The following is a 17,246-nucleotide window of genomic DNA, read 5'->3' as shown; positions in this document are numbered from 1 at the left end:
GGCGATGGGCGGCTCCCGATTAGAGTCTGTGCCTTGGCTGACGGCACGGGGACGGGCCGGGCACTTGCTGGGGATAACCGCGGCCGGGTCTCGGCACCCGGACAGGTCCGGACCGGGTGCGGGGAAGCACCTGACGTTAGAAGTGCGGCATCAGGGAAATCACGACGGGCACCACGCCCAGGGCAATGAAGGCCGGCAGTGCGCACACCCCCAGCGGGATCACCAGCTTGATGCCGAATTCCGCTCCCCGTGCCTCGGCTTCCCTGACGGCACGCTTGCGCGCGGCGGCTGCGGACGAACGCAGCAGGGCGGCCGCCGGCGCGCCGGAAAGCTGGGTGAAGCGCAGCGTCTGCTCGAGTTCCCCGGCCGGTCCGGTGCCCTGGCTCCAAGCCCTGTCCCATCCGACGTTCAGGTCCATCGCGCGCGAGACCCGCAACAGGGACCCGTACCCCGGGACGTTGGCGCCGATGATCCGCAGCACGGCCCGGACCGGCAGCCCCGATTCCAGCAGCGTGGCACACATTTCCAGCACCAGCGGCACAGGTTCGGACGGGGGCGTCGGCCGGCCGCGGACAGTGGCGGCCTTGCCGCCGCCGCCCGCGACACGGAAACCGCCGGGTGCTGAAATCGCCATCCACACCGCCGCCCCGGCCAGGAGCACGGCGGCCAGGGACCCGATCACGAGGGCACCTTGTTGGTGATGGAGCGCAGCATCCGTGCGCACCAGATCCGGTTGCCCAGCCACAATGCCGCACCACAGACCAGCGCCACCCGGCCCACCGAATGGGTCGTGAGCACCGCCAGCGGGTTGATGCCGAGCAGTTGTCCCAGTCCCAGCCCGATCCCGGGCAGGTAGGTCAGCAGCCGGCTAGTGGCCCGTGGTCCGGCGAGAGCCGCCTCGAGGGCGCGGTGCATGTCAGCGGCGGTCTCCGCTTCCTCGGCCAGGGTGTCAAGGAGGTCGGCGAGCGCCGCCCCCGATTCCTCGCTGATGGCAAAGCACCAGGCCAGACGTGTCCAGAGCCGTCCGTGGCCGGGGTATGCCGCCGCGTGGGCCGCCAGTCCGTCTTGAAGGGTCCCGCCGGTGTGCCATTGGGCCAGGGCCCGGGTGCAGCCGGCGTGGATGTCGGTGGCGGTCCGGGTGGAGTCCACGACCCAGATGGTTTGCAGCAGCCCGAAGGCGGAGGCGGGGCTGGTGCCGGCGCGCAGCATGGCAGCGAGCTGGCGGACCAGCTTGGCATAGCCCTCGGCGTCGGTGGCGAGGTTGGCCCGCCGCCGACGCTTTCTTTCAGGGCGGGCGATAGCGCCAATCGGCCCGCTGCGGCGATGTCCGGGGGCCGGCCATAGCCAGGTTGCGGCCCCCAGCAGGAGCACGGCACAGGCGAGGGTCACCATGGGCTGGACTCCCCCGCTGCCTGCAGTCGGGTCCTGAACCAGTCAATGGCCTCGGCGTCGCAGTTCCCCGGCCCGGTTTCCCGGATCATGCGCACGGCCAGGTTCCCGGCGTCGGTGAGCACCACCCTGCCCAGCTGCACGGGTCCGCGGGTGCCGGTGGCAGGGTCCCGCCAGACGTGGATGAGCACGTCCAGGGCACTGGCTGCCTGCAGCGCGGTGGCGGCCGCGTCCATGTTCGCCAGTGCCCCCATGGCGGCAAGCCGTGCCGGCACGGCGGTAACGCTGTTTGCGTGTACGGTGCCTGCGGCCCCCTCGTGGCCGGTGTTCATGGCGCCGAGGAACTCGCGCACCTCCGCTCCCCGGCATTCGCCGACCACCAAACGGTCGGGGCGCATGCGCAGTGCCTGGCGCACCAGGGTGTCCATGCCGATTTCCCCTGCCCCCTCGACGTTCCCGCCGCGGCTTTGCAGGCCCACCAGGTGCGGGTGCGCCGGGGCGAGTTCCTGGGAGTCCTCGACCACGAGGATCCGTTCGTCGCCGGGCACCCGGGCCAGCATGGCAGCCAGCAGCGTGGTCTTGCCCGCCCCCGTGCCGCCGGAGACCAGGAAATTCAGTTTCGCCGCCACGATGGCCCCCAGCGCCGCGAGCCAACCGGCGTCCGCAACCAGCGTCTCCAGCCGCTGGTTCCGGTTGCCCTTGATGCGGATGGACAGCAGCGGCCCGCCGGTGGAGATCGGGGGCAGCACCGCGTGGATGCGGTAGTTGCCCAGGGAGACGTCGACGAAGGGCTGGGCGTCATCCAGCCGCCGTCCCCCTGCCGCTGCAAGGCGCACGGCCAGGGCGCGGATCTGCCCGGGCTCGGTGAAGCCAAGGTCGGAGGCGTGCAGCCCGGCGCTGCCGTCCACCCAGACCCGGCCGTTGGCGTCGATGAGGATGTCGGTGGTCCCGGGGACCTGGGCCAGGCGTTCAAGGATGCCCAGCCCGTGGATGTCGTCGCTCAGGCTGCGCAGCATCTCGGTGCTGCTGGCCGCGCCCATGACGCGTCCCGATGCCCGCACCGCCGATGCCAGGTCCACTTCGCTCAGGCCGCCTCCCTGTCCCATGGCCCGCAGCCTGACCTCCTCCAGCACCCGGTCGGGCGCGGCAGCGCCCTGGGCAGGGGCCGGGGAGCCGGCTTCCCAGCGCCTGCGTCCGCGGCGTTCACCGCCGACGGCCGGCCCGCCGGTTGTTCCGGGTGCGTCCGCGGTCATGCCGCCTGCCCCGATTCGGTTGCAGGTCCCTGGCCCAACATGGCCACGTTGCGCCTCAGCGAGCGGCGCACCAACACGTTCATCAGCGATCCGTCCGCGGCGCCGCGTGCGATGGCCCGGCTGGGTGCGAAGTATCCGCCGAGCCCGATGCCGGCGCGTTGCGCCAGCGCGCGGGTGTCGGTCCCGGAGGCGAGCTTGCCGGTGAGGACCAGGTTCCAGTCCCCCGCACGTTCCCCCAGGCGATCGGCCAGCCGCCGCCCGGTGCCGGCCACCGCGTTGGAGGACCGGGCCGCGAGCAGCAGCAATCGGGTGTTGGCCAGCGCCGCCACGGATGCCGGGACCCCGGTGACATGTCCGGCATCGATCACGATGTGGTCGTAGATCCGCCGGGAAGCTGCCAGCACCTCGGCCAGCAGTGCCTCGGAGGGCACGAAGCTCCCGGGATTCCGCACCCAGGACAGCACCGCGGTGCCCTGGGCCAGCGGCAGGATCTCGGCCAGTTGGCCCGGGGAGAGCTGGCCCCGTGAGCTTTCCAGGTCCTCCCAGCCCAGCCCGTCCGGATCCCGGGGCTTGAGCATGGGCCACAGCCCTGCCGAATGCGGGTCGGCATCGAGCAGCAGCGTGCGTGATCCCTCCAGTGTCGCGGTGGCAGCCAGCAGGGAGGCAAACGTGCTGGTCCCTGCCCCTCCGCCGGCCCCGGCGACAAGGGTGATGCGGGCGCGCCCGGAGTGCAGCCCCAGTTCGCCCAGGTATTCCCCGAGCCAGGCCGCGGCCGCCGGAAGCACCGCGACGCGGGCGCCGGGGCTGGTGGCGGCAGCTCGCCAGAGCACGTCCTGGTGTTCCTCGGTCCCGACGAGAATCAGCGTGGAGGCCGCCAGCCGTGAGCCGATCTCCCCCACGGCGTCCTGCCCCACCAGGATCACCTCGTCGCGGTAGGCGGCTGCCTGTTCCACCTCCCGGCAGGGCAGCAGCTGGACTCCGGCACCCACGGCAACCGAGGCCAGCGCCTGGGCGAGCTCCACGTCGCGGCTGAGCAGGATGCACCTGGCCAATTCCGCCGGCCTGGACCCCGCGCGCATCCGGGGAACCTCCACGGGATGCGTGCGCGGCGCATCGGCCGGTTCCGGGGTCCCGCCCATTTCCTGCTCCCCTTCCCGTGCGGGGACGCGTTCAGGTTCCAGCTCCCGCTCCCGCTCCCGCGCATCTTGTCGCGCCCGGGCTGCCCGCAGTGCCGGAAGCTGCAGGGTTCGCTGGCCGGGACCGGGCAGCCGGGCCACAAATCGCATCTCTTCGTTCATGCCTTCCAGCGTGTGCCCGCCCGGTCCCGGGGTGAAGCCCCTTGGGCGCCGGCGGAGGACAACCGGCCGCCGGGCCGGATGCCAGGTGTGCGGGAAAGAGGGAAAGCGGGAAGGCCCGCGCCGCGGGCAAGAGCGGAGGGCAAGCACAGGGGGAAGTCGTGGGGACCGGGGCGGGTGGGGAAACTGCGAGAATGGAGCGTGCAGCAATTTGCGGTAGTGGCCACCCACTCCATCTCCCAGCCCGAGTCCGAAGCCGGTTCGGCCACCGCCGTGGTGCAGCTCATCGATGCGGCGGGCACCGCCCTGATGCCCCCGGTGCAGGTGTACGGCAATTCCCTGCCCGCCGTGGTGGCGGAGCTGGAGGCCTCGCGCAGGCCGCGCTGGGTCTTCGACTCGGTGCACGATTGGTACCCGGGATTGCTGTCCGCCGGGGTGCGGATCGAGCGGGTCCACGACCTGGGCCTGGTCCGCGCCATCCTGCGCAACGCGCCCTACGCTGAGCAGGGCGGCTACATCGATTCCGTCCGTGCCCTGGCCGATCTCTCCACCGCGGCCCCCGCGCACCTGCTGCCCCCTGCCCGGGTCTCGGAGAACCAGGGAGAACTGTTTTCCGAACCCAAGGACCAGGCAGGGGCGCTGGAGAACGTGCTGGAGGAGTTCCGGGCCCAGCGCGCCGCGGTTCCCGAGACGGAACGCGGGGCCCGGCTGGGATTGCTGCTGGCGGCCGAGTCGGCAGGGGCCCTCATCGGCGCAGAAATGACCCATGCGGGGGTGCCCTGGGACGTGGCGGAGCACCACCGGCTGCTGGCCGAGGCGCTGGGCGAACGTGTTCCGGCCGGGGTGCGCCCGCCACGCATGGAGGAACTGGCCGCGCAGCTGCGCGCCCTGCTCGATGCCCCGGGGCTGAACCCGGATTCGCCCGCCGAACTGCTCAAGGCCATGAACCGGGCCGGCATCGCGGTGTCCAACACCCGTGCCTGGGAGCTGACGGAGATCAAGCACCCGGTGATCGAGCCGCTGCTGGCCTATAAGAAGATCGCGCGGCTGGCCACCGCCAACGGCTACGCGTGGGTGGACCGCTGGGTGCATGAGGGGCGCTTCCGCCCCGAATACATCGTCGGCGGGGTGGTCACCGGGCGCTGGGCCTCCCACGGCGGCGGGGCGCTGCAGATCCCGCACCAGGTCCGTTCGGCCGTGCGCGCCGATGCGGGAAAGGTGCTGGTGGTGGCCGACGCTGCGCAGCTGGAGCCGCGCATCCTGGCAGCGCTTTCCCGGGACGACGCGCTGGCCACCGCCGCCCGCGGACAGGACCTGTACCAGGGCATCGCCGATGCCGGGTTCGGCGGTGACCGCGCGCATGCGAAGATCGCCATGCTCGGGGCGATGTACGGGGCGACCACGGGGGAATCGGGACGACTGATGCCCAAGCTCAAGGCCACCTACCCGCGCGCCGTGGGCCTGGTGGAGTGGGCGGCCGCGCAGGGAGAGACGGGGGCGTCGGTGGCCACCTACCTGGGCCGGGGCACCCCCGAGGTGCCGGCTGCCTGGCGCCAGGCCAAGTCGCGGGCCTCATCGGAGTCCGAGCAGCGCGCAGTGGAGACGGAAGGGCGTTCCCGCGGGCGCTTCACGCGCAACTTCATCGTCCAGGGCACCGCCGCCGAGTGGGCGCTGTGCTGGATGGGCGAGCTGCGCAGACGCCTGAACGCCGGAAGGACGGCGGGCATCGAGACAGGCGAGCTGGTGTTCTTCCTGCACGACGAGATCATGCTCCATGTCCCGGCCGAGCAGGCAGACACCGTGGTGGAGCTGGTGCAGGCCTCGGCCAGGGCGGCCTCGGAACTGCTCTTCGGGCAGATCCCGGTGGATTTCCCCGTCACCGCCGTGGTCGTGGATTCCTACGACCAGGCCAAGTAGCGGGCATCGGGCTGCGGGGAGGGTCAGTCAGGGTCGGGTTAGCGTCGGACTAGGGTCGGGCTAGGGTGCGCGCCGGTCGCCGACGGCCACCGAGACCTCGCGCTCCGCATCCCAGGGCAGCGTCCAGCCCAGGTCGTTGAAGATCCTGTCCAGCAGGATGCCGGTGAAGCCCCAGATGAAGCCGCCGGCCACGTCGAAGGCGGGGGCGCAAAAGCGCTGCCCGTCGCGCTCCACGACGGCCGAGACCCGGTTGGCGGGGTCCAGCAGGTCGGCGACCGGGGCGCGGAAGACGGCGGATGATTCCGCCACGTCCACCACGAACACCTCCGAGGTCTGCTGCCACCAGCCGATGACCGGGGTGACGACGAAGTTGGTGATGGGCAGCTCCGCATCGGGCAGCACCCCGAGGATCTCCACGCCCGCCGGATCCAGTCCGGTCTCCTCGCGGGCCTCGCGCAGGGCCGCGGCGATCGCGTCCTCGTCCTCCGGGTCCACCTTCCCGCCGGGAAAGGCGACCTGGCCGGCGTGCTTGCGCAGCGTGTCGGCGCGCGTCACGAAGAGCACGTCAAGGTCGTCGGGGACCGACCTCACCCCGCTGGCAGCCGGCACGTCGTCAAGCCGGCCGAAGAGGATCAGCACCGCCGCGTGCCGTGCGCTGGCCGGATCCAGCGGGTTGAACACCCAGCTTTTGGGCATCTTGGTCGCCTGTTCCGGGCCGCGGCCGGCAAGGTGCGCCTTCGCCTGGATCATGGCCAGCAATTCCTCGCGTACGCTCATGCCTCCAAACCGTACCCTTCGGCGCGCAGCTCGCGGCGGGTGGCCCCTGCACGCATCCGCTCCAACAGTTCCTCGCGCCCCGGAGCCAGTTCGTACTTGAGCAACTTGGCGGCCTTCGCCTCATCGGTCTCGCCCTCCCCATAGGAAGGGCAGAGCGTGGTCAGCGGGCAGGCGCCGCAGGCGGGTTTGCGGGCGTGGCACACCCGGCGGCCGTGAAACACCACGCGGTGGCTGAGCATGGTCCAGTCCTTCGGGTCGAAGAGCTCGCCGACCGCGTGCTCGATCTTCACCGGGTCGCTCTCCCTGGTCCAGCCGAAGCGGCGGGCCAGGCGCATGAAATGGGTGTCGACGGTGATGCCCGGGACCCCGAAGGCGTTGCCCAGCACCACGTTCGCGGTCTTTCGCCCCACCCCGGCCAGGGTCACCAGGTCCTCGAGCCGCCCGGGAACCACTCCGTCGTACTCGTCGACGATGCGCGTGGACAGGGCCAGCAGCGAGTTGGACTTGGCGCGGAAGAACCCGGTGGGACGGATCAGCTCCTGCAGGACCTCGGGCTCCGCCTGGCTCATCGCCAGGGCGTCGGGGTAGACGGCAAAGAGCGCCGGGGTGACCGCGTTGACCCGCACGTCGGTGGTCTGGGCGGAAAGCACCGTGGCCACCAGCAGTTCGAAGGCGTTGGTGAAGTCCAGTTCCGGGACCGCATACGGGTAGGCCTGCGCCAGGACGCGGTTGATCTTGCGCGCCCGGCGTTTGCGCCCCAGCGGGGTTTCGTCGCCCTGCATGGCTATTTGTCCGGGAATTGCAGGTCGTCCAGGTTGCGCAGCACTGCCTGCCTGCCGTCGGCGAGGCTGATGAGGTACTCGGTGCCGCGATCCTCCAGGCACAGGATCCAGACCCCGGGGTGCGCGGTGGAAAGCATCGTGCCGTTGGCCGGATGGAAGACCGGGCGCGGGTGATTCAGTGCAAACCAGAAGCTGGTGGCTTCCCCGTCATGGCCGTCGTGGTCGTGGACCTCGGCCTTGGCCCCGAAGGAGGACTCGGACTCGGCCTTGGCGCGTTCCACGGCAGCTTGGTGGGCGGCGATGTCGGCCCGCGAGAGAGCTGCGGTGGCCTTGATGTCGGCGCCGGTCAGGGGCGTGGCCATGGTCGACGGGTGTGCGGATTGATTCGACCCGGCGTCCGCACCCGTGGCAGCGGGTGGCTCGGGCTCGGGGGCCTTCTCTGCGGCAGCGGGCTCGGGATCCCGACCTGACGTGGCATCGGCATCGGTGCTGCCGCTGCGTCCGGCACCCTGCACCGCCGCGGTTCCGCTGGCGGCTCCAGCCACCTCGGGCTTCGAGGGGTTTTCGGCGGCGGAGTCCGTCGCGGCGTCCTGGGGTTCCGCGCCTTGGGTCGAGGGCAGGCTGTCGGCGTAGGCTGCCTGCGCATCGGTGCGCGTCCCGGCACCGGTCTCCGCAGCGGAAGCGGACTCGGACTGGTGGCCGGTCTTGGCTTCGGCGACCGACTTCCATTCCGTTAGCGGGTGCGCGGCATTCGTCTGGTCCTGGTTGACATCGTCCGACGCACCGTGGGCTTGCTGCCCGTCGCGGGCTTCCGCCTTCTGTGCGTGGGGTGCCTCCGGCTTCACCGATGCCGGCTCAGCCGAGTCGGCATCTTTGTCAGCTGTAGCTGAGGCAGCGGCCTCGGAACCCCGGCGTTGCGTGGCGGCAGGCGTCGATTCGTGCTCCGGAGCGGGGAAATCCTTCACGGGGGCCGGTGCGGGCGCCGCAACCCCGGCGGCCGCCGCAGCGGCCCCCGCGCCGGCCACGGCACCGGCCACGGCACCGGCGACGGGTGCGGAAGCCGAGGCGGACTCCCGGTGGCCTTCGGACCTGTTGGGCCCGGGCGTGCCGGGTCGTCGGGCGGAAGCTGTCCCGGCGCCGCCGGCACTGCTTGCGCCGAAGCTTTCGGATTCGGCCTCGGCGGCCTGCCCGTCGGTGGACTCGGCCTTCTTCACCGCAGACTCCTTGGGGGCCAGCGCCACCGGGTGCACATCGGCACCGAGCACCGAGTCGCCGCCGGACACGAAGTCGCGGCGGAAGATTCCCAGGTAGGTGGCAAGAGTGGTGCCGGCGATCATGGCCAACGCACCGAGAAGCCCGATCAGGTAGGCCGGGGACATGGAGGCCACGTAGGAGTTGAAGAAGTAGGCGGCAGCGAACAGGGCCACCACCGAACCTGCCTGGTCGAGGCTCAGCGAGGCAACGCGCACGCGGGTGCGGCCGGTGAGCCGGCGCCACAGGAACCCGACGGCGATCCCCAGCGGCAGCAGCAGCGAGACAAAGAGGTGGAAGGGCAGTCCCGGAAAGATCCACATGTTCACCGAGACGGACCTGTTCCACGGGATCGGGATCAACGACCCCACTAGCACCAACACCCCGCCGAGAATGACAAGGGCGTCGCGCATCGACAGCGGCCCGAGGAGCGGCTTGAGCGTGTGCCCGGGTTGCGAACCCTGTGCCTTGGCGTGCACCTTATCCATATGAAGACCCCGCTTCTGCTATGTGTTGCGTTCTGTCCCTGCGCCGGCACCGGCATGTGATCCCGCGGCACACCCGTGATCCGGGCGGCCGTTGTCCGGGTTGGCCGGAAAGGCAAAGGCTACTGACAACACTATCCGCGCAGCGGCACAACCGGCGTGTTTCGGCACACCGGGTCGCCTTTCGGCTCGCATCTGCCGGCGCGGTGCGGCAGGTTGATGCCCGCCGCAGCGGACTGCGGTCAAGCGGCGCTCCAAGACGGCCCGCCCGGGACCGCTGAACGCCATCGGGATGCCGCTCGGCGCACAATCGCCACCCTCCACTGTCATACTTGTGACGGGCCACACCCCGACGGGCCGCGCGGCTGTAACCTGAATCACAAGACCCATTTGTTTGTTATCGGAAGGACCAAAACCCGTGTCGGATACCCACACCCCCACGCTTGACAACCTCTCGCATGAAACCCGCTCCTTCGCCCCGAGCGCGGAGTTCGCGGCCAATGCCATTGGATCGTCCGCGCAATACGAGGCCGCCACGGCGGACCGCCTGGGCTACTGGGCCGACCAGGCACGCAAGACACTGACCTGGGAGACCGACTTCACCGAAGTCCTCGACTGGTCGGGCGCCCCGGTGGCCAAGTGGTTCGCCGACGGCAAGGTCAACGCCGCCTACAACGCGCTGGACCGCCACGTCGAAAACGGGCTCGGCGACCGCGTCGCCATCCACTTCGAGGGCGAGCCGGGCGACACCCGCACTTACACCTACGCACAGCTGACCACCGCGGTGAAGCAGGCCGCCAACGCCTTCGAGTCCCTCGGCGTGGCCAAGGGCGATCGCGTCGCCGTCTACCTGCCGATGATCCCCGAGGCAGTGATCACCATGCTGGCCTGCGCCCGCATCGGCGCCATCCACTCGGTGGTCTTCGGCGGCTTCTCCGCCGACGCCCTGCGCAGCCGCATCGACGATGCGCAGGCCAAGCTCGTGGTCACCGCCGACGGCACCTGGCGCCGCGGCAAGCCCTCGGCGCTCAAGCCCGCCGTCGACGAGGCCCTGGCCAAGGAAGGCCACACGGTTGAGAACGTGCTGGTGGTCAAGCGCAACGGACAGGACGTCGCCTGGAACGACGGCCTGGACAAGTGGTGGTCCGAGACGATCGACACCGCCGACGTCGAGCACACCGCGGTCGGCCACGAGGCCGAGCACCCGCTTTTCGTGCTCTACACCTCCGGCACCACCGGCAAGCCCAAGGGCATCATCCACACCACCGGCGGCTACCTCACCCAGGCCGCCGCCACCCACCGCGACACCTTCGACCTGCACCCCGAGTCGGACGTGTTCTGGTGCACCGCCGACATCGGCTGGGTCACCGGCCACTCCTACGTCACCTACGCCCCGCTGATCAACGGCGCCACCCAGGTCATGTACGAGGGCACCCCGGATTCCCCGCACCAGGGCCGCTGGTGGGAGATCATCGAAAAGTACGGGGTCACCATCCTGTACACGGCACCCACCGCCATCCGCACCTTCATGAAGTGGGGGCGGCAGATCCCGGATTCCTACGATCTCTCGTCCCTGCGCGTGCTCGGATCGGTGGGCGAACCCATCAACCCCGAGGCGTGGATGTGGTACCGCGACGTCATCGGCACCAACAACGGGAAAAACGGGGAACGCAAGGATCACCCGACCCCGATCGTCGACACCTGGTGGCAGACCGAAACCGGCGCGCACATGATCGCCCCGCTGCCCGGGGTCACCGCCACCAAGCCCGGCTCCGCGCAGACGCCGGTCCCCGGCATCACCGTGGACGTGGTCGATGAGATGGGCGTTTCCGTGGGCAACGGCGAGGGCGGCTTCCTGGTCATCCGCGACCCGTGGCCGGGCATGCTGCGCGGCATCTGGGGCGACATGGACCGCTACAAGGACACCTACTGGTCCCGGTTCGAGGGCATGTACTTCGCCGGCGACGGCGCCAAGAAAGACGAGGACGGCGACATCTGGCTGCTGGGCCGGGTGGACGACGTCATGAACGTTTCCGGGCACCGCCTGTCCACCACCGAGATCGAATCCTCGCTGGTCGCCCACCCCTACGTGGCCGAGGCAGCCGTCGTCGGGGCCAAGGACGAGACCACCGGCGAGGCCGTTGTCGCGTTCGTGATCCTGCAGATCGAGCCGGAAGCAGGCGAGGACGTCGTGGCCACGCTGCGCAACCACGTCGGCAAGGACATCGGCCCGATCGCCAAGCCGCGCCACATCCTGGTGGTCCCGGAGCTGCCCAAGACCCGCTCGGGCAAGATCATGCGCCGCCTGCTCAAGGACGTCGCCGAGGGGCGCGAGGTCGGGGACGCGACCACGCTGGCCGACAACACCGTGATGACGCAGATCGCCGAATCGATGCGCAAGTAGCACCTGCACCGACGGGCGGGGGGAAGGGCTTCGGCTCCTCCCCCTCCCGTCATTTAACGCAAGAACGGCTTGCCGCCACGGCCCGAACCACGCTGACTGCCTACAGTGGTTCCATGAGTGAAAACAACACCCCGCGCATCCTGGTCCTCAACGGCCCGAACCTCAACCTCCTGGGCACCCGGGAGCCGGAGATCTACGGCCACGAGACCCTGAACGATGTCGAGGAGCTCTGCCGTGCCGCCGCCGGGACGGCGGGCTACGAGGTGGAGTTCCTGCAGTCAAACCATGAGGGCGTGCTCATCGACGCGATCCATGCGGCCCGGGGCGCCGTGGCGGGCATCGTGTTCAACCCCGGTGCGTTCACCCACACCTCCGTGGCCCTGGCCGACGCCATCTCCGGCGTCCAGCTGCCGGTGATCGAGGTCCACATCTCCAATGTGCACCGCCGCGAGGCCTTCCGCCACCATTCCTATATTTCCCCGGTGGCGGCCTCCATCATTGTGGGCGCGGGCGTCAACGGGTATGTCCTGGGCGTCCAGCAGCTCATCCACCTCGCCGGGAAGTAGCCCCCGGCGCCCGTGGCCCCTGTGCCGCGGCGGGCCGGATCGGTATCGTGGGGCCATGAGCACCGAAGACGACGTCCGCAGGCTGTGCCTGGCCCTTCCAGGGGTCGTCGAAAGACCCAGCTGGCAACGTCCGGCGTGGTTCGCCAAGACCCTGATGGCCCGCATGTGGGAAGACGATGTGCTCACGGTGAAAACCACTGAGCGCGAGGCCCTGGCGGCCATGGACCCCGGCACCTACTTCTGGACACCGCACCATGGGCGCTCGCCAATGTTGCTGCTGGTCAGGCTCGAACGCATCGACCTCGCCGAGCTCGAGGAGCTCCTGCTCGAATCGCACCGGCTGGCAGGCGGCACCGTTTCAGCAGACCTGCCGCGACACGACACCTCGGAGGCGGGCTGATGGGCAACGAATCCACGCAGGCCGCCGCGGAGCTGTACCTCGACTACGCCCGGCATTGGTTCACCGGGCACAGCGAGCTGTACAGCCAGTGGGCCGGAGGGGTCGCCGGCAGCAAGGCACTGCTGGAACTCATCGCGGACCTGCCCGCGCCCAAACGACAGCCCAACTTGGTCTTTGCCGCTGCGCGCTTCCACGGGTGCCCCGACGAACCATTTCCAGTCCTGGAGAGCTACCTCGGCCGTCATTGGCCGGAGGTCCGCCGGATCATCATGGGCCGCGCCACGCAGACCAACGAGGCCGGGCGCTGCGCCACGCTGCTGCCGGCCCTGGCGATGGTGGAGGAGCAGGAAAAACGCCCCCTGGCGTTGATTGAGGTGGGCCCGTCCGCGGGCCTGTGCCTGCTGCCGGATCTCTATTCCTACTCCTACGACGGAGCGCCGCGGCTGGGCACCGGTTCCCCGTTGCTGCGCTGCACCACGACCGGCAATCCGCCGATCCCCCCGGCCCTGCCCGATATCGCCTGGCGGGCAGGGGTCGACCTGAACCCGTTGGACGGCACCGATCCTGACACCGTGGCGTGGCTCCGGGCCCTGGTCTGGCCCGGGCAGGAGGCACGCCTCGAGCAGCTGGATGCCGCCCTGGCCACCTTGGCCACGCTGAAGTCGGGTGAAATGCAAGGGGTCGCGGGACCGCCACTGATCCTGTCCGGGGACCTGAACGAACGCATTGTCGAGCTGGTCGAGGCGGCGCCGAAACATGCAGTGCCGGTGGTCATGCACTCGGCGGTGCTGGCCTACCTGGACGAGCCGCGGCGGACCCGCTTTGCAGAAACCATCGCCACTCTGGGCTGCCGCTGGATTTCCAACGAGGCGTTCTTCATGGATGGATCGAACCAGACCCGGGAGAATTCCGAGGGCAACCACTTCACGCTGGCACTGGACAGGGTCCCCCTGGCCCGCACCGGGCAGCATGGGGCACAGCTCGATTGGCTCTAAGCCAGGTGGCGGCAGCATCGGGCCCGTGCGCTTAGTGCGGCGAGCAAGCGCCCGTGGGAACCGCTTCCCTGGATCCTTCGGACTTTTCCAGTGCCGCGTCGAGCTCTTCAAGGGCCAGTGCGTAGCCGACGTCTGCGGCGCCCTTGGCCTTGGCGAAGACCATGCCCACCACGCGGCCCTGGGAATTGAGCACCGGTCCGCCGGAGTTGCCCTGCTCGACCTTGGCGGCCAGCTGGTAGATGCGCAGCGGCGTCGGTTCGGCGCCGTAGATGTTCTGGATCGAGACGGTGCTCAGGGACTCGACCACCGCTCCCATGGCGCGGAACGACCCGCCCCCGGGGTAGCCCAGGAATGCCGCGGTGTCACCGCGCTCCAGGTCCTCACCGCGCTCCAGCGGCTTCAAGCCAAGTCCCGGCACCTCCAGGACGGCTATGTCGGCAACGGAGTCGAAGTACACGACGCTTCCCGAGAGCACTTGCCCATCCTGAGTGGTCACGGACGGCTCGGTGATCCCGGCAACCACGTGCGCGTTGGTCATCACCCGGTCCGATGCATAGACAAAGCCGGAACCGGACTGGTTCACGCCGCAGGCGTAGGCAGTGCCAATGATCTTGACGACCGATCCCTCGGCCGCCTCGACGCCACTGCCAAGGTCCTCCGGCTCGGGAACGTCGATGGCGACCTTTGGGGCAAAAGGCTCAAAAAGTTCCGGAAGCGTCTGGCCCATGACCTGGGCGCGGGCCTCGGTGACAAAATTGGTGATCGGCTTCGGCGTCCAGGCCTGGATCGTGGTCAGAACCCGTGAGTCTGCCACTTGCTGGGAAACCCAGGGCACGCCCATCGTCGCTGCCGAAAGTGCGATTGCGGAGATCACCAGGGCCGCCATAACGGTGTTGGCAACGCCGCCAAGCAACCTGTCAAAGGTCTTCAGCACCGGGAAGTTCAGCCATAAGCGGATTCGGGAGCCGATGGCCATCCCGATTCCCTGGCCAATCAAGATGAAAATCAACCCGGCGGCAACAATCCAGAAGATTCGCCATCCCGGGTTCGTCACCCACGTCGATACGAGCGGGATTCCGTAGAACGCGGCTATTCCACCGGCGAGGAAACCAACGATCGCCCCAAGCGTGACAAAGAAGCCTTTACGCAGGCCAGAGGCCAAAAAGCTGATCAAGGAGATGATGAGCAGCAGGTCCAGCCATGTCAATCCCAACATTCAGTGTGGACTCCTGCCCCTCATACCGTGTTGCACGACCCAAAATGGGGCCCAAAACACTATTCGTTGCCACGAGTCTAGACCGGCCGCCTGTGTGAAGCCCGCGATTCTAACCACATTTAGCCTGATTTGGCGTGTGGAAGCTGTCACATGGGCCAACCGTACGGCACAATTAGGTGAGCGCTAACGACAGTTGACAGGAGATTTTATGGACATCGAGGTACTGCGCCGAGCACCACTCTTCGCTTCATTGAGCGACGAGGTGTTCTCTGCACTGACTGAAGAACTATCTGAAGTGGATCTGTCCCGTGGCGCCTCGGTCTTCCGCGAGGGCGACCAGGGCGACCAGCTCTACTTCATCGTTTCGGGCAAGATCAAGCTGGGGCGCACTTCCACGGACGGTCGTGAAAACCTCATTGCCGTTCTCGGCCCGGGCGAATTGTTCGGCGAAATGGCCTTGTTCGACCCAAGCCCGCGCAACGCCACCGCTACCGCCGTCTCCGAGACGCGTCTGGCCGGCCTTCGCCACGAAAACCTGCGCAAGGTCATCCTGACCAGCCCGGAGGTTTCGGTCCAGTTGCTGCAGGCCCTGGCTTCGCGCCTGCGCCGCACGAACGAGTCCCTGGCCGACTTGGTCTTCTCGGATGTTCCGGGCCGTGTCGCCAAGGCACTGCTGGACTTGGCCGACCGCTTCGGTCGTCCGGCCACCGACGGCATCCTGGTTGCACACGAGCTGACGCAGGAAGAACTGGCGCAGCTGGTGGGCGCCTCGCGCGAAACCGTGAACAAGGCCCTGGCCGAGTTCGTGCAGCGCGGTTGGCTGCGTCTTGAGGCACGCGCCGTCGTGATCCTCGACATCCAGCGTCTGCGCCAGCGTTCACGCTAAAGCGCACCATGCAGGAACAGGTGTGGCGGGGTTCCTCCTTGGGGGAACCCCGCCACACCTGTTTAAGCCGAATCACGGCCGGGGCGGCGTTGGCCGGCCCACGGCGGTTCGACGTCAGCGACCGCGTCCCAGCCCGCCGCCCTCCGCGGCGGTCGCGGTGGTGACGTCCAAGTAGAATTCCCCGCCCACCTGGACAAGTTCGGGATGGTAGCTTTTCAGTTCACGGCGAACAGAAAGATAGGCGACGGTCCCGCGGGTGGAAGCGATCTTTTCCAGAATGACTTCGACTGCGGGGGTCGTGATCTTGCTCAGAGACAGGCCCTTGGTGTCCGGGGCGCCGACCTCATCGCCCAGGGACGTGGTGTTGCGTTGTTCGACGACCTCCGCAGCCACCTTCCAGGCGGCCCATATGCCCTTGCCGCGCAGGAGCGACGGTTCCTGGCGAACCGGGAGTGCCGCGGCAAAGTACCGTGTGTCGAAGCGCCGCAAAGCAAAGTTTGGGGAGATCCAGTGCGAAAGCGGTCGCAGAAGGTCGGTGCGCAGGCCCAGCCCGCGCTTCCTGAGCACATCCTCCAGGGACTTGTCCTGGACGGCAACGGCCTCGCGCACGGCCATCCAGTCTTCACTGTCGCAGTTTTCCACCACGGACAACTCGTCGGTCCCGGCCAGCAGCACGCCCGTTTCCTCGAAAAGTTCCCGGATGGCGCACACGATATGTGCCCTGACCACTCGCTGGTCAAGGATGCCCAGCCGCTTGGACCACTCGGACAGGCTGGGTCCGTACCAGGGAATTTCGCGTTCGTCGTCGTCTTCAAGGCTTCCGCCGGGGAAGGCGACACTCCCGAGCGGCGAACCGCCCGGACGATATCCAAGGTAAGTTTCAACACCTTTTGGGGAGTCGCGAATCAGCACCACCGATGATGCAGGGCGGGTCGCCCGGGGTGTGCGGTTTCCGTAGGAAACCCAGTTTTCCGCAGCGTCATACTGCGCTGGCGGAAGGTCGCAAAGACGGCGCAGCAGCCCCGTGGACGGATTCCGTGGTGTCGCCAGGGAATTCTCGTTCACGGGGCCGCCGGAATCGGATTGGTTACGCAAACTCGACAATCAGTTCAACCTCGACAGGTGCGTCCAGCGGCAGTGCCGCAACACCGACGGCCGAGCGGGCGTGCACGCCCTTGTCGCCAAGAGCGGCCCCGAGGAATTCGGAGGCCCCATTGATGACTGCGGGCTGGCCGGTGAAGGACGGATCGGAGGCCACGAAGCCCACGACCTTGACCACGCGGACAATGCGGTCCAGGTCGCCGATGACATCCTTGATGGCTGCCAGGGCATTCAGTGCACAGGCCTGGGCCTGGCCCGCTGCGGCTTCGGCGGAAACAGCCGCGCCGACCTTGCCCGTGACTGTGAGTTCCCCGTTAATAAACGGCAGTTGACCCGAGGTGTAAACCAGGTTGCCGGTGATGGTGGCCGGTACGTAGGCGGCCACGGGTGCGACGACTGCGGGGAGGCTGTGGCCGAGTTCGGCCAGGCGTGCCTCGATGGCTGAAGAAGTCTCTTGTTGCATGGGTTTTCTCGTTTCTGTCGTTAGGCCTTGGGACGCTTAAGGTAAGCGACCGGTGCATTTCCATTG

Annotated in this window: 16 protein-coding genes; 6 read left to right on the top strand and 10 right to left on the bottom strand. The window is 68.6% G+C overall.

What is annotated here, in order from left to right; translation table 11 throughout:
- Positions 1-136: 136 nt before the first annotated feature.
- Genes OIU93_RS12535 through ssd form a run of 4 tightly spaced genes read right to left on the bottom strand, consistent with a single transcriptional unit; the run spans position 137 to position 3,940 of the window.
- The gene (locus OIU93_RS12535) at positions 137-682 is read right to left on the bottom strand and encodes a hypothetical protein (protein WP_264270417.1); all 546 of its coding nucleotides are present in this window, start codon (positions 680-682) and stop codon (positions 137-139) included.
- Positions 679-1,392, bottom strand: a complete 714-nt coding sequence (locus OIU93_RS12530; RefSeq protein ID WP_264270416.1) for a type II secretion system F family protein — start codon at positions 1,390-1,392, stop codon at positions 679-681. The genes OIU93_RS12535 and OIU93_RS12530 overlap by 4 nt, the downstream gene beginning before the upstream one ends.
- Positions 1,386-2,642 carry a TadA family conjugal transfer-associated ATPase gene (locus tag OIU93_RS12525; RefSeq protein WP_264270415.1) on the bottom strand — a complete coding sequence of 419 codons (1,257 nt, stop codon included), beginning with the start codon at positions 2,640-2,642 and terminating at the stop codon, positions 1,386-1,388. Before OIU93_RS12525 ends, OIU93_RS12530 begins: the two co-directional genes overlap by 7 nt.
- Entirely contained in the window at positions 2,639-3,940 is a 1,302-nt protein-coding gene (gene ssd, locus OIU93_RS12520) for a septum site-determining protein Ssd (protein ID WP_264270414.1), read from the bottom strand. Before ssd ends, OIU93_RS12525 begins: the two co-directional genes overlap by 4 nt.
- Before the next feature lie 198 nt (positions 3,941-4,138).
- Here ssd and OIU93_RS12515 point away from each other — a divergent pair, with 198 nt between their 5' ends.
- Positions 4,139-5,854, top strand: coding sequence for a bifunctional 3'-5' exonuclease/DNA polymerase (locus OIU93_RS12515; protein ID WP_264270413.1), 1,716 nt, complete (start codon positions 4,139-4,141; stop codon positions 5,852-5,854).
- A 60-nt stretch (positions 5,855-5,914) separates the two neighbouring features.
- Here OIU93_RS12515 and OIU93_RS12510 read toward each other — a convergent pair whose 3' ends face one another.
- From OIU93_RS12510 to OIU93_RS12500, 3 genes are read right to left on the bottom strand one after another with little or no spacing between them, the layout of a single operon-like run.
- On the bottom strand, positions 5,915-6,631 hold the full coding sequence (locus OIU93_RS12510) for a CoA pyrophosphatase (protein WP_264270412.1): 717 nt from the start codon (positions 6,629-6,631) through the stop codon (positions 5,915-5,917).
- Complete coding sequence (gene nth, locus OIU93_RS12505; RefSeq protein ID WP_264270411.1) at positions 6,628-7,413, bottom strand: endonuclease III; 786 nt, start codon at positions 7,411-7,413, stop codon at positions 6,628-6,630. Before nth ends, OIU93_RS12510 begins: the two co-directional genes overlap by 4 nt.
- 2 nt (positions 7,414-7,415) lie before the next feature.
- Entirely contained in the window at positions 7,416-9,152 is a 1,737-nt protein-coding gene (locus OIU93_RS12500) for a hypothetical protein (RefSeq protein WP_264270410.1), read from the bottom strand.
- Between the two features lie 415 nt (positions 9,153-9,567).
- On the opposite strand from OIU93_RS12500, the gene acs reads away from it, so the two are divergent.
- The 4 genes from acs (at position 9,568) to OIU93_RS12480 (ending at position 13,514) form a co-directional block, all read left to right on the top strand.
- Complete coding sequence (gene acs, locus OIU93_RS12495) at positions 9,568-11,553, top strand: acetate--CoA ligase (RefSeq protein WP_264270409.1); 1,986 nt, start codon at positions 9,568-9,570, stop codon at positions 11,551-11,553.
- A 113-nt stretch (positions 11,554-11,666) separates the two neighbouring features.
- Complete coding sequence (aroQ, locus tag OIU93_RS12490; protein WP_264270408.1) at positions 11,667-12,119, top strand: type II 3-dehydroquinate dehydratase; 453 nt, start codon at positions 11,667-11,669, stop codon at positions 12,117-12,119.
- Between the two features lie 55 nt (positions 12,120-12,174).
- Positions 12,175-12,519, top strand: a complete 345-nt coding sequence (locus tag OIU93_RS12485; RefSeq protein ID WP_264270407.1) for an MmcQ/YjbR family DNA-binding protein — start codon at positions 12,175-12,177, stop codon at positions 12,517-12,519.
- Entirely contained in the window at positions 12,519-13,514 is a 996-nt protein-coding gene (locus tag OIU93_RS12480; protein WP_264270406.1) for a DUF2332 domain-containing protein, read from the top strand. The genes OIU93_RS12485 and OIU93_RS12480 overlap by 1 nt, the downstream gene beginning before the upstream one ends.
- A gap of 31 nt (positions 13,515-13,545) precedes the next feature.
- Here the strand turns inward: OIU93_RS12480 and OIU93_RS12475 are convergent, their stop codons facing one another.
- Positions 13,546-14,730: a MarP family serine protease gene (locus tag OIU93_RS12475; RefSeq protein ID WP_264270405.1), complete on the bottom strand. Its 1,185-nt coding sequence runs from the start codon at positions 14,728-14,730 to the stop codon at positions 13,546-13,548.
- 208 nt (positions 14,731-14,938) lie between these two features.
- On the opposite strand from OIU93_RS12475, the gene OIU93_RS12470 reads away from it, so the two are divergent.
- Positions 14,939-15,616, top strand: coding sequence for a Crp/Fnr family transcriptional regulator (locus tag OIU93_RS12470; RefSeq protein WP_217390218.1), 678 nt, complete (start codon positions 14,939-14,941; stop codon positions 15,614-15,616).
- A 114-nt stretch (positions 15,617-15,730) separates the two neighbouring features.
- On the opposite strand, the gene OIU93_RS12465 is transcribed toward OIU93_RS12470, so the two are convergent.
- Both OIU93_RS12465 and OIU93_RS12460 read right to left on the bottom strand, forming a co-directional pair.
- Complete coding sequence (locus tag OIU93_RS12465; protein WP_264270404.1) at positions 15,731-16,681, bottom strand: NUDIX hydrolase; 951 nt, start codon at positions 16,679-16,681, stop codon at positions 15,731-15,733.
- Positions 16,682-16,703: 22 nt separating this feature from the next.
- Positions 16,704-17,180, bottom strand: coding sequence for a RidA family protein (locus tag OIU93_RS12460; RefSeq protein ID WP_264270403.1), 477 nt, complete (start codon positions 17,178-17,180; stop codon positions 16,704-16,706).
- Positions 17,181-17,246: the final 66 nt, after the last annotated feature.

This window comes from Paeniglutamicibacter sp. ZC-3 (genome assembly GCF_025847175.2).
Lineage (GTDB): Bacteria > Actinomycetota > Actinomycetes > Actinomycetales > Micrococcaceae > Paeniglutamicibacter > Paeniglutamicibacter sulfureus.
The sequence above is the reverse complement of the archived record's forward strand: the minus strand, read 5'-3'. Positions and strand labels throughout refer to the sequence as shown.